The sequence below is a fragment of the Nocardia mexicana NBRC 108244 genome (assembly GCF_001613165.1).
GTDB lineage: Bacteria > Actinomycetota > Actinomycetes > Mycobacteriales > Mycobacteriaceae > Nocardia > Nocardia mexicana.
The window spans coordinates 94,248-107,506 of record NZ_BDBV01000017.1; the positions used below are offsets into that span (position 1 = coordinate 94,248).

The 13,259-nt window shown below is 71.3% G+C and carries 12 protein-coding genes; 5 read left to right on the top strand and 7 right to left on the bottom strand.

What is annotated here, in order from left to right:
- Positions 1-9: 9 nt before the first annotated feature.
- Both NM1_RS05835 and imuA' read right to left on the bottom strand, forming a co-directional pair.
- The gene (locus tag NM1_RS05835) at positions 10-1,581 is read right to left on the bottom strand and encodes a DNA polymerase Y family protein (protein ID WP_068014677.1); all 1,572 of its coding nucleotides are present in this window, start codon (positions 1,579-1,581) and stop codon (positions 10-12) included.
- 177 nt (positions 1,582-1,758) lie between these two features.
- Entirely contained in the window at positions 1,759-2,484 is a 726-nt protein-coding gene (imuA', locus tag NM1_RS05840) for a DnaE2-dependent mutagenesis accessory factor ImuA' (protein WP_068014679.1), read from the bottom strand.
- 249 nt (positions 2,485-2,733) lie between these two features.
- Between imuA' and NM1_RS05845 the strand changes: the two genes are divergently transcribed.
- Positions 2,734-3,864 carry a serine/threonine-protein kinase gene (locus tag NM1_RS05845; RefSeq protein WP_068014681.1) on the top strand — a complete coding sequence of 377 codons (1,131 nt, stop codon included), beginning with the start codon at positions 2,734-2,736 and terminating at the stop codon, positions 3,862-3,864.
- On the opposite strand, the gene NM1_RS05850 is transcribed toward NM1_RS05845, so the two are convergent.
- Complete coding sequence (locus NM1_RS05850) at positions 3,865-4,503, bottom strand: response regulator (protein WP_068014733.1); 639 nt, start codon at positions 4,501-4,503, stop codon at positions 3,865-3,867. It lies immediately after the preceding gene.
- 109 nt (positions 4,504-4,612) lie between these two features.
- On the opposite strand from NM1_RS05850, the gene NM1_RS05855 reads away from it, so the two are divergent.
- On the top strand, positions 4,613-5,146 hold the full coding sequence (locus NM1_RS05855) for a GrpB family protein (protein WP_211339378.1): 534 nt from the start codon (positions 4,613-4,615) through the stop codon (positions 5,144-5,146).
- A gap of 27 nt (positions 5,147-5,173) precedes the next feature.
- Here NM1_RS05855 and NM1_RS05860 read toward each other — a convergent pair whose 3' ends face one another.
- On the bottom strand, positions 5,174-6,610 hold the full coding sequence (locus tag NM1_RS05860; protein WP_084519192.1) for an ATP-binding protein: 1,437 nt from the start codon (positions 6,608-6,610) through the stop codon (positions 5,174-5,176).
- Positions 6,611-6,731: 121 nt separating this feature from the next.
- Here NM1_RS05860 and NM1_RS05865 point away from each other — a divergent pair, with 121 nt between their 5' ends.
- Positions 6,732-8,465: a PspC domain-containing protein gene (locus NM1_RS05865; RefSeq protein ID WP_084519193.1), complete on the top strand. Its 1,734-nt coding sequence runs from the start codon at positions 6,732-6,734 to the stop codon at positions 8,463-8,465.
- Entirely contained in the window at positions 8,458-8,664 is a 207-nt protein-coding gene (locus NM1_RS05870; RefSeq protein ID WP_068014685.1) for a hypothetical protein, read from the top strand. The genes NM1_RS05865 and NM1_RS05870 overlap by 8 nt, the downstream gene beginning before the upstream one ends.
- 64 nt (positions 8,665-8,728) lie before the next feature.
- Here NM1_RS05870 and NM1_RS05875 read toward each other — a convergent pair whose 3' ends face one another.
- Both NM1_RS05875 and guaA read right to left on the bottom strand, forming a co-directional pair.
- Entirely contained in the window at positions 8,729-9,199 is a 471-nt protein-coding gene (locus tag NM1_RS05875; protein ID WP_114699509.1) for a guanyl-specific ribonuclease, read from the bottom strand.
- Between the two features lie 144 nt (positions 9,200-9,343).
- Positions 9,344-10,930 (bottom strand): glutamine-hydrolyzing GMP synthase, encoded by a 1,587-nt coding sequence (gene guaA / locus NM1_RS05880; protein WP_373864022.1) that lies wholly within the window; start codon positions 10,928-10,930, stop codon positions 9,344-9,346.
- A 274-nt stretch (positions 10,931-11,204) separates the two neighbouring features.
- On the opposite strand from guaA, the gene NM1_RS05885 reads away from it, so the two are divergent.
- Entirely contained in the window at positions 11,205-12,002 is a 798-nt protein-coding gene (locus NM1_RS05885) for an alpha/beta fold hydrolase (protein WP_068014742.1), read from the top strand.
- Here the strand turns inward: NM1_RS05885 and NM1_RS05890 are convergent, their stop codons facing one another.
- A complete protein-coding gene (locus NM1_RS05890; RefSeq protein ID WP_068014687.1) occupies positions 12,003-13,133 on the bottom strand; it encodes a GuaB3 family IMP dehydrogenase-related protein in 1,131 nt (376 codons plus the stop codon).
- Positions 13,134-13,259 lie beyond the last annotated feature (126 nt).

Genomic DNA, 13,259 nt, shown 5'->3' on the forward strand with positions numbered 1-13,259 from the left:
TTGTAGGAGTTACTCGTAGAGGCCCTCTACATGCCAGGTTCGGTCGTAGCCGAGCAGGAGCAGGACGTTGACGTCGGCGTCCAGGAGTATCTGAGCGCGGGCCCTGCTGTCGCCGTCGCCGGTCCACCAGCGCTCGTCGAGCAGCCAGGGGCCCGCCCAGCCGGTGACATCCCAGTGTTTGCCACCCCAGCGCAGCCGGTCCGGGTCGGCGGTGAACAGGCCGCGGTCGGTGATCCAGACCGGGGTGCCGTCGGCGGTCTCCAGCACCACCTCGGGGTGGTTGACCAGCACGACGGCGGGCGCGGGCTCGGGCAGCCGCCCCGGCCAGGGCAGCGCCGGATCGGCGGCGGGGACCTGCTCGTCGCCGAGCGCGATCAGGGTGACGCGTTCGGCCGGGCCGCGACCGCCGCTGAGCACCCCGATCCGCACCGCCTCCCCGCCCAGCAGCCCCTGCACCCGCACCAGGGCGCGCCGGGCCCGCTCGTCCCCCTCGCCGACCCCGCCCCACAGCCCGAGCTGCAGCGCACCCGCCGCCACCACCTCCACCGGCTCCAACCGCAGCAGCGTGATGGGCGCGGTGGGTGCCGCGCCGCGGTGCGTGAGCCAGCCGTCGAGCTGCCAGCGGACCCGGTCCGCCGTGCCCTCCGGGGTGAGTGGTTCGGCGCAGCGCCAGATTCTCGAAAGTCGTTCACCGGCGGCGGTTTCCGCCGTTACCGACAGGCGCGTGCAGGCTACCGATGCGGCGGACAGTCGCGCGTGCAGCCGGGTGGCCAGCAGGCGCCCGGCGAATGCGGCCGCGTCGACGCGGTCGATCGGCGGATCGCAGCGGTACTCCACCGTCAGCTCCGGGGCGGGCGGGCGCGCGGACGGCAACCGCTCCGGCTCCGCCCGGGCACAGCGGTGCGCGCGAATCGCGTCGGCGCCGAAGCGGGAGGCGACCTCGGCGGGGGTCAGCGCGGCGAAATCACCGATCCGGCGCAATCCCAAGCGGTGCAGCAGATCCACCAGATCGGCGCGCTCCGGCGCCGCCAGGCTGGGCTCGACGGCGAGCTCACCCACCGGCAGCGGCGCCAGGAACCGCGCACCGGATCCGGGCGGCACGAGGGCGGCCCGGCGGGCGGCGAGCACCGCCGTGGACAGCTCGTCGGCGATGCCGATCTGGCACTCCACCCCGACCGCGGCGACCGCGTCGACGAGCCGCTCGGCCGCCGCCTCCTCGGATCCGAAGAACCGGGCGGCACCGCGCGCGGCCAGCACCAGCAGCCCGGGCCGCAGCACCTCCACACCGGGCACCGTCGCATCCACGGCCGTCACCGCCGGTTCGAACAACCTGGCGTCGCGGTCCGGATCGGATTGCGCCACAAACAGGTCCGGGCACCGCGCCTGCGCCTCCCGCCGCTTCAGCCCGCGCTGCACGCCCGCGGCCCGCGCCACGGCCGAACACGCCACCACCCGATTCGCATGCAGCACCACCACCGGCCGCGTGGGCGGAACATCGGCCACCGCGGCCGCCGCGGCGGCGGGCCAGTCCGGGCACCACAGCGCCAGCACCCGAGAGTCGCGCCGCGCACTCAGCCGCATCGGCGGGCCGCCCGGACACGATGCCACCGGGCAACGCCATCGGAAGGCCGGGGTCCGGTGTGCCGACGGACGACACCCGACCGCCGACCTGGCTTCGATCGCTCTGGGAGGCCGTTCATTTCACGCAAGCCTCCGAATTGCCCCGCGCTCGGGCGCAACCGGCACGCGGCAGGCCGTTCACGAGGCGGCCTCGCGCACGGTCTCCAGCCGCTGCGGCCGACTCGCCTGCGCCGCAATCCATTCGACGCGGCCGTCCCGGGAACTCAGCTCGAGGCGACCCGTGCGGGGCGGGGCCGAGCGCCCGCGCACGCGGACGTCCAGGCGCAGGGTGCGCAGGCGGCCGCAGCCGCGACCCAGGCCGTCGTAACCGGCGATGCGGGTGTCGATGCGCAGCGTGGACCCGCTCCAGGCGCCGCCGGTCACCACGAGCGTGGATCCCTTGCTGCGGGCACGCGCGGCGAGCACGCGAGTGCGACTGGGCGGCACCGACAGACCGCCCAGTCCTAGAACCACCAGATCCAGACCATCGAGCAACACCGCAGCGACCTCCACGGGATCCGGTCCGGGATCGGGCACCACGGCCAGCCTCCCCAGTTGAGCGCCCATCTCGGCGGCGGCGAGCAGGCCGAGCCGGGGCAGACCGACCACCGCGGCATGCCCGCCACCGCCGGTCACCGCGGCCAGCAAACCGGTCAGCAGCGAACCCGACCCCGCGTACTCGACCACCGAGCCCTTCGCCAGACCACCCTCCGGCAGCAGCTCCACCAGCGGCGACGGCACCGGTAGCAACTCCCGCCGCAGCGGCGGCCGCGGCGCCGCCCCCGCACCGCGCGCCGGAACGGCCGCCATCCGCCGACGCAGATCCGCCAGCCGCTCGGACTTCGCTTCTCCAGCCGAATCCATCCTCGACCACCTATCTCCCACCGAGTGGACTCCACCGTCCGGCCGCGCCGCCCGCACGAGCGACCCACCGGCCGATGCGACACCGGAGCCCGCCGACCCCAGCACCGATCCAGCTATCGATACGACTCGAATATACGTTCGACTCATCTTCAGTAGAACCCCACCCCCCAGCCACGTCAAGCGGCACTCGCACGAATCCCTGAGTTCCGAAGCAGGCCAGTCAGGACGGTTTTCCGCTATCCTCGCGCCGTGACCGAACGCGCCCGCCCTTTCGTAGGCCCCGACTATCTGGTCGCCGGCCGCTACCGCCTGCAATCGAAGCTGGGCGGCGGCGGCATGGGCGCCGTGTGGTTGGCACACGACCGGCTGCTCGACCGCGATGTCGCCATCAAACAGGTGCTTTCCACGGCCGGACTCAGCGAGGAGGAGGCCGCCGCGGTCCGCAACCGGATCGTCCACGAGGGCCGGGTCGCCGCGAAGCTGTCGCACGAGCACGCCGTCGCCGTCTACGACGTAGTGCTCGAGGCGGGCGAGCCGTGGCTGGTGATGGAGTACCTACCCTCGCGCAGCGTGGCGAAGGCGCTCGCGCTGGCCGACACCCTGTCACCGATCGAGGTGGCGCAGATCGGCGCGCAGGTCGCCGATGCGCTCGCCGCCGCGCACAGCGCCGGTATCACCCACCGCGATATCAAGCCGGGCAATATTCTCGTCGCCGACCGCGGCGCCGAGGTGGGCAAGGTGAAGCTCAGCGACTTCGGCATCTCGAGCGGCACCGGAGATCCGCACGACGAGCTGGACGACGCGATCACAGGTACCCCGGCCTACCTGCCACCGGAGGTGGCGCGCGGCGCCCGGCCGACCGAGGCCAGCGACGTATTCTCCCTCGGCGCAACGCTGTACACCGCGATCGAGGGCCAGCCGCCCTACGGCTTCGACGACGACAGCGACGTGATCGTCGAACGCGCGGCAATGGCGCAGATCATTCCGCCCAGCCGCAGCGGCACGCTCACCGCGGCACTGCTGCACATGATGGAGCCCGCACCGCAGCGCCGCCCGACCATGACCGAGGCCCGCGACGAAATCCTCACCGCCGCTTTCGGTCCCGGCACCGGGCCCTACATCCTCGGCGCCCCGGTCCGCACCGAGGACGGCACCATCCCGGCGTGGGCGGCCCGCAACTCGGCCGCGGGCCTGCGCAGCCCGCACTCCACCCCGCTGCCGCGTCCGCCCCGCGCCACCGCACCGAGTGCCGCTGCGCCGCAACAGAAGCTGGGGCTCAACGTCTCGAATCTCGGCCCGAACGCGGCCCCGCTGGCAATCGCGGTGGGCCTGCTGATCGGCCTGCTGATCCTGATCGTGATTCTCGTAGCGGCGCTGTAATCAATCGATCCGGCGGCGATGCGCCCAGCGCGTGAGGGCATTGCGGTTGGACTGCTGGGTCTTGCGGAGCACGTTGGAGGCGTGGGTCTCCACGGTTTTCACGGAGATGAACAGGGTTTCGGCGATTTCGCGGTAGGTGTAGCCGCGGGCGAGCAGGCGCAGCACCTCCAGCTCGCGCGGGGTCAGCGAGTCCAGCTCGGGGTCGAGCGGCGGCTCCGGAGCGGGCGAGCGGCCGGTGAACGAGTCCAGCACGAAACCCGCCAGGCGCGGGCTGAACACCGCGTCGCCGCCGGCGACGCGCCGAATGCCGTCGGCCAGTTCGGATCCCGAGATGGTCTTGGTGACATATCCGCGGGCGCCCGCGCGGATCACCGCGATCACGTCCTCGGCGGCGTCGGACACGCTCAGCGCCAGGCACACCGGGCCCTGATCCTCGATGCCCTGCAGCACCGCCACCCCGCCGCCGTCGGGCATGTGCACATCCAGCAGCACCACATCCGGTCCGGCCGTCTTGATTCCGGCGATGGCCTCGGACACGGTGCCGGCCTCCCCGATCACGTCCATATCGGATTCGCGGCTCAACTCCGCCCGCACGCCGGACCGGAACACGGCGTGGTCGTCGACCAGAAAGACCCGGATACTCACTGCTCTCCTCACCTCGGGCACACCGACAGCGGGGGACACCGCCCATTCATCGGTACCACACCGTAGACCGGTCCGCCGCGAACCAGGTCATACGATGCCTCGAGTGCATATTCGAGTGGTTTCCTACGATGCCGACTGGCCGCGGCAGGCCCGAGCCGCTATCGCCGAACTGAACACGGCACTGCCCGGCCTCTTCCGCGATATCGAACACATGGGCAGCACCGCGGTTCCCGATCTCCCCGCCAAACCGATCATCGATCTGATGGCCTCGGTGCGCGATCTCGACGCCGCCATCTCCCGCGAGCACACCCTCGCCGCCCTCGGCTACTTCCGCGAGGACAACGGCATGAGCAACCGCCTGTTCTATCCGCGCACCGGCGCCTCCGGACAGCGCACCCACCACCTGCACGTGGTGCGCGCCGAGGACTGGGACGACCAGAACGAGCGCATCCTGCGCGACTTCCTGCGCACCCATCCCGGCGCGGCCGCCGACTACGCCGCGCTGAAACAGCAACTCGCCGTAGAACTCTCCGACCCTTTGGAATACACCCGCCGCAAGACCGACCTGATCCAGCAACTCGTCGACCAGGCCCGCACCGACCTCGGCCTCCCGCTAGTCGACGTCTGGGAAGAGTGAATCCGCAGGAGTTACCTACTGAACCCCTCACTCGTCCTCCAGCGAGCGGACATCTTCCGATGTGGTCGCTCTGCCGAGCCGAACCATGGGCAGCCCCGTATCAGGGCTGCGCTCAGGCTCCCCACCTTCGGCCGAGTTGGGCCCGCCCGACACGTCGCCACCTCGCTCGAGGTCCGGCGGGCTGATCTCATCCGGCACCGGTCCCTCTACAGGCTCCTGGCCCTCGGCGTCGTTGCGGGGCAGGATGATCCGGACCTCGGTGCCGCGGCCCGGGGTGGACTGGATCTCCACCGTGCCGCCGCGGCGCTCGATGCGGGCGCGGATGGACCTGGCCAGGCCCTGCCGGTCGGCGGGGACGTCCGCCGGGTCGAAACCGGAGCCGCGGTCGCGGACGAAGACGCTCACCTGATGCGGCTCCACCTCGGCGAACAGGTCGATGGTGGGGACGCCGGCGTGTTTGGCGGCGTTCACCAGCGCCTCCCGGGTGGCGCCGAGCAAGGCGGTGAAATGCTCTCGGGGCAGGCCGAATCCGGTCTCGCCCGGATCCATCGACACATCGCCGACGGTCACCGGTGGCACCTTCACCCCGTACTGGTCCTCCACCTCGCCCGCGATGGTGCGCAGCGCGGCGGCCAGGCTGGACTGCGCCGGCACGGTGTCCTCGAACAGCCACTTGCGCAACTCGCGCTCCTGGCCGCGGGCCAGCCGCATCACCTCCTGCGGGTCACCGGCCTGCCGCTGGATCAGCGCCAGCGTCTGCAGCACCGAATCGTGCAGGTGTGAGGCGATCTCCTCGCGCTCCTCGTTGCGGATGCGCGCGCCGCGCTCGGCGTTCAGCGCGCGCACCATGCGCAGCCACAGCGGCACCGTCAGCAGCCCGACACCGATCAGCGTCACCGCGACCGCGATCATCGCGGAACCCAGGGAGCTCAGGTTGATCCGGCCCAGCACCACCACGCCCAGCCCGACCACGATCAGCGTCGCCCCGGCCAGGATGCGCGTCCAAGTGAGCACGCTCGGCCGTGCGGGCAGGCCGAGCATCGATCGCGGCCCCTCCGCGTCGAACTCCCGCCACACCAGCGCCGCGCCGACCGCGACCACGATGATCGGCCCCACCACCCGGGCGGCGGTGCCGCTGAACACCCACGACATCGAGACCGCCAGCGCCAGCCCGAGCAGGATCAGGCCCACCGCCTGCCGCCGCTCCGAGACCGACGGCGGCGGGGCGTCCCCACCGGAGGGCGTGAAGATCCACAGCATCGAGTAGGCCGCGATACCCGCGCCCATGAGCGCGGACAGCAGAACGAACGCCAGCCGCACCTTGAAGACGTCGACCCCGAGATGGTCGGCGATACCGCCCGCGACCCCGCCGACGACCCGGCCGCCGGAGCGCCGCTGCAACCGCGGGTACAGCGGCGCCGGGCGAACTCCGCGCGCATCGAACGCGGGCGTGGACGGATACATGCCTTCGATACTGGCACGGCGCCCCGACAGCGACCATCGGGAAACACCCCCATTCACAGCTCAGGGATGGCGCGCTGACCGGGCCCACCGGAGTTCAGGACGCTTTTCAGGGTGAACCCGGATGCGGTCCGGGCCCACCGGTCGCCACCATGGAACCCATGACCAGAGCGAGCGGCTGGGCCGGCGGGACCGGCCGGACGGGTTCAGCGATCAACTCCATCACCTGTGGCGGACGCGCCCCGTGCGGCTGCCGCGGCAGGGCCCGATCGCCGGCGTGGCCGCCGGTTTCGGGCACCGCTACAACGTGGACCCGGTGCTGGTGCGGGTCGCCTTCGTGGTGTCGTCGCTCTTCGGCGGCGCCGGCATCGTGCTGTATCTGGCGGCGTGGCTGCTGCTGCCCGCGGCCGGAGACCAGGTCTCGGCCACCGAGGGCCTGTTCGGCAAGGGCCACAGCTCGCAGTCGCCGACCAAGACGGTGGTGCTGATCGTGGCGCTGGCGATCGCGGTCACCACCATGGGCCCGGTCGGCGTGGGCCTCGGCGGCTCCGGCCTGATCAGCTTCGTGCTGATGCTGGCTGGCTGGTGGCTGCTGTATCTGCGCCAGACCGAACCGCCCGCCGACGGCTCCGGTCCGCTGCTCGCCGACGGCGGCATCGCCTCGACCGGCTACCCGGGCACCATGTACCCCGGCGGATCCCCGTGGGCGGGCCCCATGTACGGGCCCTACACCACCCTGCCCGACCACTACGAGCCGGACCCGATAAAAGACGCTGCCGCGCCGGGTAATTCAGCCACCGATGTGATTCCGCGCGATGGAGATACCGCGGTGCTGCGCGCGGACGCCCCCACCGAGACGGTGGATACCGATGCGGCCCGGGGGAACTCGGCGAGCGACACCGCCGCGGTTACGCAGGACGGAGATACCGCGGTGCTGCGGACGGACGCGCCCACCGAGACGGTGGATACCGGTGCGGGCCAGGCGGCTTCGGCGGGCGACACCGATGCGGTCCCGCAGGACTCTGCCGTCGGGACCGAGAGTTCCGGCACGGAGGTGATGCCGGGGAAGGACCGGCCCTCCGCTGACGGACCCGCGGGGCCGACCGGCAAGGCCGAAGGGGCGCAACCGCGCGCGACCCGGACTGCCGAATACCCCAGGCCCGCAGCCGGTCCGGTTCGCCCCGGCCCCACCCCGCCCGGCTGGGATCCGCTCGGCGTGGCCCCGATGTCGTGGGATCTGCCCGATCCGACCCCGCACCGCCCCGTCGCCGTGCAGGCGCCGCCGCCGAAGCGTCCCCGCTCGCGGCTCACGCCGATGGTGATCGGGCTGGCCCTGCTGGCCGCGGCCGCCGCCGCAGCCGTCGCCGCCGCGGGGGTGGACTGGATGACCCCGGGACGCATCGGCGCGGTGGCGCTGGCGGTGGTGGGCCTCGGCCTGCTTCTCGGCGCGTTCCTGCGCCGCGGCTACGGGCTCATGGTGGTGCTGGCGCCGCTCGCCGGATTCGTGATCCTGGCGTCGATGGTCGGCCCGGTCGAATTCGACCGCGGCGCAATGGGAGACCACGTCTGGACCCCGACCACGGTGGCCGCCCTGGAGCCCGAGTACCGGGTGAACATGGGCTCGGGAACGCTGGACCTGCGCTCGCTCGCGCTGACCGAGAACAAGACCGTGAACGTCTCCGTGCGCATGGGCGAGTTCCGGGTGCTGGTGCCGGATTCCATGCGACTGCAGGCGAATTGCACGTCCAATCTGGGCGATGTGCAATGCCCCGAGGGACTCACCGGCCCCGCCGACGGCCCGGTGCTCACCCTCGATGTCGATGTCCAAGCCGGAGATGCGGAGGTGAAACGTGGCTGACAATTCGGAAACCCGTCGGGGACCGTCCTTCTCGCTACTACTGGCGGGGCTGCTGGCGCTGCTCGTGAGCGTGTGGGCCTTCATCGGCCCGTCCTCGTGGCCCGAGCACAGCATCATCCCGATCGGCTGGATCGTGGTGGCGGTCGCGATCGTGGTGGGCATCGCGCTGGTGATCTCGCCGCGCAAGAAGAAACGCTGAATTCACAGCAAACAGTAGGGGCTTGGATCCGAGTGGATCCAAGCCCCTACTGCTGCAGCCGGAGTCAGCGCATCCTGGTGAAGCTGCGATAGTGATCGCCGGTGTACCAGGCCGATCCGTCGCTGCCGGTGACGATCCGCTCGGCATCGCGAGATTGCCCGGGCTGCTTGGGATTGACGTCCCATTCCTTATAGCCGATCGGCGCGCCGCCACCGTCCGTGGCGGGCAGCTGTCCCTCGCGATTGCTCCAGGTGCCGCCGCCCTTCGTGCCGGGAGCGTTGGCCGCATCGGGCCATTCCCCCGCATCGATGAGCTGCAACGTCTGCCACGCCCGATCCGGAACGGAGTCCGCGACCAGCTGAATCTCGGCCGCGCCCACCGCCGTCGACGTCTCGGCCGCGACACCTCCGGGCGCGCTCTCGGCGCCAGGCAGCAACATCACGGTCAACGCCGCCAGCACCGCCATGCCGAGCGCGGCCAGCCCCGCAAACGGCCTGGCCCACAGCCCCTTCGAGCGATCGGATTCCTGCGTCATCGGCTACCTCCCCATCACTGGCCGAGCCGAACGACCCGGCGACTCACCCGAGCACCGAGCGCCACACTGACACGAAACCCTGAACCGCCGCGACACGAAACCCCACGACAGCCTTGCAACCGAATGAAATCTGTTGCCCCGCGCCTACTCCCACTCGATGGTGCCCGGCGGCTTGCTGGTCACGTCCAGCACGACCCGATTGATCTCGGCCACCTCGTTGGTGATCCGCGTCGAGATCCGCTCCAGCACCTCGTAGGGCAACCGGGTCCAGTCCGCCGTCATGGCGTCCTCGCTGGTCACCGGCCGCAGCACGATCGGATGCCCGTACGTGCGCCCGTCCCCCTGGACGCCGACGCTGCGCACATCGGCCAGCAGCACCACCGGGCACTGCCAGATCTGCTTGTCCAGCCCAGCCGCGGTCAGCTCCTCCCGGGCGATGGCATCGGCCTGGCGCAGCGTGTCGAGCCGGTCGCGGGTGACCTCGCCGACGATGCGGATGGCCAGACCCGGCCCCGGGAACGGCTGGCGCGCAACGATTTCCTCGGGCAGGCCGAGCTCGCGGCCGACGGCGCGCACCTCGTCCTTGAACAGCAGCCGCAGCGGCTCGACCAGCTCGAACTCGAGGTCCTCGGGCAGGCCGCCGACATTGTGGTGGCTCTTGATGTTCGCGGTGCCGGTGCCGCCGCCGGACTCCACCACATCGGGGTAGAGGGTGCCCTGCACCAGGTATTCGACGGCGGGAGCGGAGCCCTCTGCGGTATCTCCGGAGGTCTCCTCGACGATCCGCGCCACCGCGTCCTCGAACGACCGGATGAATTCCCGCCCGATGATCTTCCGCTTGTCCTCCGGGTCGGTGACGCCCTTCAGCTCACCGAGGAACTTGTCCACGGCGTCGACGGTCATCAGCTTCGCCCCGGTCGCGGCGACGAAATCGCGCTGCACCTGCTCGCGCTCCCCCGCCCGCAGCAGCCCGTGGTCGACGAACACACAGGTCAGTCGATCGCCGATGGCACGCTGCACCAACGCGCCCGCGACCGCCGAATCCACACCGCCGGACAGCGCGCAGATGGCGTGCCCGTCGCCGATCTGCTCGCGCACCTGCGTCACCAGCAGGTCGACGATATTGGCCGAGGTCCACGAGCCGGGGATACCGGCGATCTCGTGCAGGAACCGGCTCAGCACCTGCTGGCCGTGCGGGGAATGCAGCACCTCCGGGTGGTACTGCACACCGGCCAGCCGCCGGGCGCGATCCTCGAATGCCGCCACCGGCGCACCCGCAGTGGTGCCGGTGACCTCGAAGCCCTTCGGCGCGTCGGTGACCGCGTCGCCGTGACTCATCCACACCGGATGGACGGTGGGCAGACCGCCGTGCAGCACGCCGCCGTCGATGTTCACCTCGGTACGCCCGTACTCCCGCGTGCCGGTGTGCGCGACGGTGCCGCCGAGCGCCTGCGCCATCGCCTGAAAGCCGTAGCAGATGCCGAAGACCGGAACGTCCAGGTCGAACAGCCGCGCGTCCAGCTGCGGCGCTCCCTCGGCGTACACGCTGGACGGGCCGCCGGACAGGATGACCGCGAGCGGCTCGCGCGCGGCGATCTCCTCGACGGTCGCGGTGTGCGGAACCACCTCGGAGTAGACGCTGGATTCGCGCACCCGCCGCGCGATCAGCTGCGCGTACTGCGCCCCGAAGTCGACGACGAGGACTGGTCGCTGGGTTTCTGCCACGCGCACAGTTTAGAGAGCGCGTTGCCGCCCCCTGTGCCCGGGCGAACCGGCCGCCGCGACCACACGCTTCCCACCACCGGAAAGTCTCGTGACCCGACCACGGCCGGACCGCCGGTCTCGCGTTTGCGGTCGTCGGCCGCCACACGAATCCTCATGCGCCCCAACGGCCGTGCCCGGCGAACCGGCAGCACCTCGGTTATTCGCAAAGATCACCGAGCGCGGCGGAACTGCGACCGCAACCCGGCCGTGCGCCGGGTCCGATCCAGCTATCCTCGTGCTCGTGCCATTCGCCCGTGCGATCGATGCCGAGATCCATTACGAGGACAGTGGCGGCGACGGCCCGGTGGTACTCCTCGGGCACGAATTCTTCATGGACCGAACGATGTTCGCGTCGCAGGTTGCCGCGCTGGCCCCGGAGTTCCGCATCGTCGCGTGGGATGCGCGCGGGCACGGCCGCACCCGTGACAAGGGACTGCCGTTCACCTACTGGACCGCCGCCCGCGACGCCCTGACCGTGCTGGACCAGCTCGGCATCGAGCGGGCCGTCGTCGGCGGCACCTCGCAGGGCGGATTCAGCGCCATGCGGACCGCACTGCTCGCCCCGGAGCGGGTGGCCGCGCTGATCCTCATCTCCACCGAGGCGCACGGCCCGACACCGCAGGAGCTGGAGACCTCCCGCCGATTCCTGGACCGGTGGTACGAACCCGGCGTGCGGCGGGCCCTGGCCGACCATCTCGCGCAGTGGCTGATCGGCGACGACCCCTGGTACCGCGCGGTGTGGACCAAGCGCTGGCTGGCCCGCGATCCGCAGGCCACCGAGCTGGCCGCCGGCTGCCTGCTCGGCCGCGATTCGATCCTGGAGCGACTACCCGAGATAACCTGCCCCGCGCTGGTGATCCACCCCCTGCGCGCAGGCGTCCCCCGCGCCCACGCGGCGGATATGGCCCGCGGCCTGACGAAGTCTCGCTACCTGGAGATAGCGGGCGCCCGCCAAGCGGTGAACATGACGCATTCGGTCCAGGTGAACACCGCCATCCGCGGATTCCTCCGCGACACGATCGTCTCCCGCACCGGCTGACTAGCGCACGGTCAGACCGACCCGCTGGAACTCCTTGAGCTCGCAGTAGCCTGCCTTGGCCATCGAGCGGCGCAGGCCGCCAACGAGATTCACCGAGCCCCACGGGTCGCTGGACGGGCCGTAGAGCACCTGCTGCAGCGTGGGCCGCTCGTCCTCGTCGGCGAACTTCAGCAGTGCGCCGCGCGGCACCGACGGATGCGCGGCCGCCGACGGCCAGTACCAGCCGCGGCCGGGCGCCTCCTGCGCCAGCGCCAGCGGCACGCCCAGCATGGCCGCATCGGCACCGCAGGCGATGGCCTTGGCCAGCTGCCCGGACGACACGATGTCGCCGTCCGCGATGACGTGCACGTACCGCCCACCGGTCTCGTCGAGGTAGTCGCGGCGCGCGGCGGCGGCATCGGCGATCGCGGTCGCCAGCGGCACGCCGATACCGAGCACCTCACCGGTGGTGGTGGCGCCCGGGGTGGAGCCGTAGCCGACGATCACGCCGGCCGCGCCGGTCCGCATCAGGTGCAGCGCGGTGCGGTGATCGCTGACCCCGCCGGCCACCACGGGCACGTCGAGTTCGGCGATGAAGGTTTTCAGGTTCAGTGGCTCGCCGTCCCCCACGTGCTCGGCGGAGATGATGGTGCCGTGCACGACGAGCAGGTCGACCCCGGCCTGCACCAGTGCGGGGGTGAGCGCGCGCGCATTCTGCGGGCTCACCCGCACCGCCACCGTCACGCCCGCGGCCCGCACCTGAGCCACCGCGGCGGCCAGCAGGTCCGGCTGCATCGGGGCGGCGTGCAGCTGCTGCAGCAGCGCGACCGCGGCCTCGGTGCCCTCCTTCTCCGACACCTCGAGCAGCTGATCGATCCGCGCGGCCACATCCGCGTGCCGCGCCCACAGCCCTTCGCCGTTGATCACGCCGAGCCCGCCCAGGCGGCCCAGTTCGATCGCGAACTCCGGAGAGACCAGCGCGTCGGTGGGATGCGCCACCAGCGGGATGTCGAATCGGTAGGCGTCCAGCTGCCAGGCCAGCGACACCTGCTTCGACGAGCGGGTGCGCCGCGACGGAACGATGTCGACATCGTCCAGTTCGTAGGTACGCCGGGCGGTCCGACCCATGCCGATCTCGACCATGTCGCGCACTGGTTGTTCTCCTTCATGTGTGTAATGCCATGCCCCGGGCACGGCACAGCACGGCGCCCTGACCAGTATTCCCACCGGCGGACGCTCCCATACTCCCAGTTCCTGTCACAAGACATGGATTCGGGG

Excerpts from the sequence above, each read along its gene's own strand:
- NM1_RS05835 (WP_068014677.1), bottom strand. The coding sequence starts at position 1,581 with ATGCGGCTGAGTGCGCGGCGCGACTCTCGGGTGCTGGCGCTGTGGTGC.
- imuA' (WP_068014679.1), bottom strand. The coding sequence starts at position 2,484 with ATGGATTCGGCTGGAGAAGCGAAGTCCGAGCGGCTGGCGGATCTGCGT.
- NM1_RS05860 (WP_084519192.1), bottom strand. The coding sequence starts at position 6,610 with ATGTATCCGTCCACGCCCGCGTTCGATGCGCGCGGAGTTCGCCCGGCG.
- NM1_RS05865 (WP_084519193.1), top strand. The coding sequence starts at position 6,732 with ATGCGGTCCGGGCCCACCGGTCGCCACCATGGAACCCATGACCAGAGC.
- NM1_RS05875 (WP_114699509.1), bottom strand. The coding sequence starts at position 9,199 with ATGACGCAGGAATCCGATCGCTCGAAGGGGCTGTGGGCCAGGCCGTTT.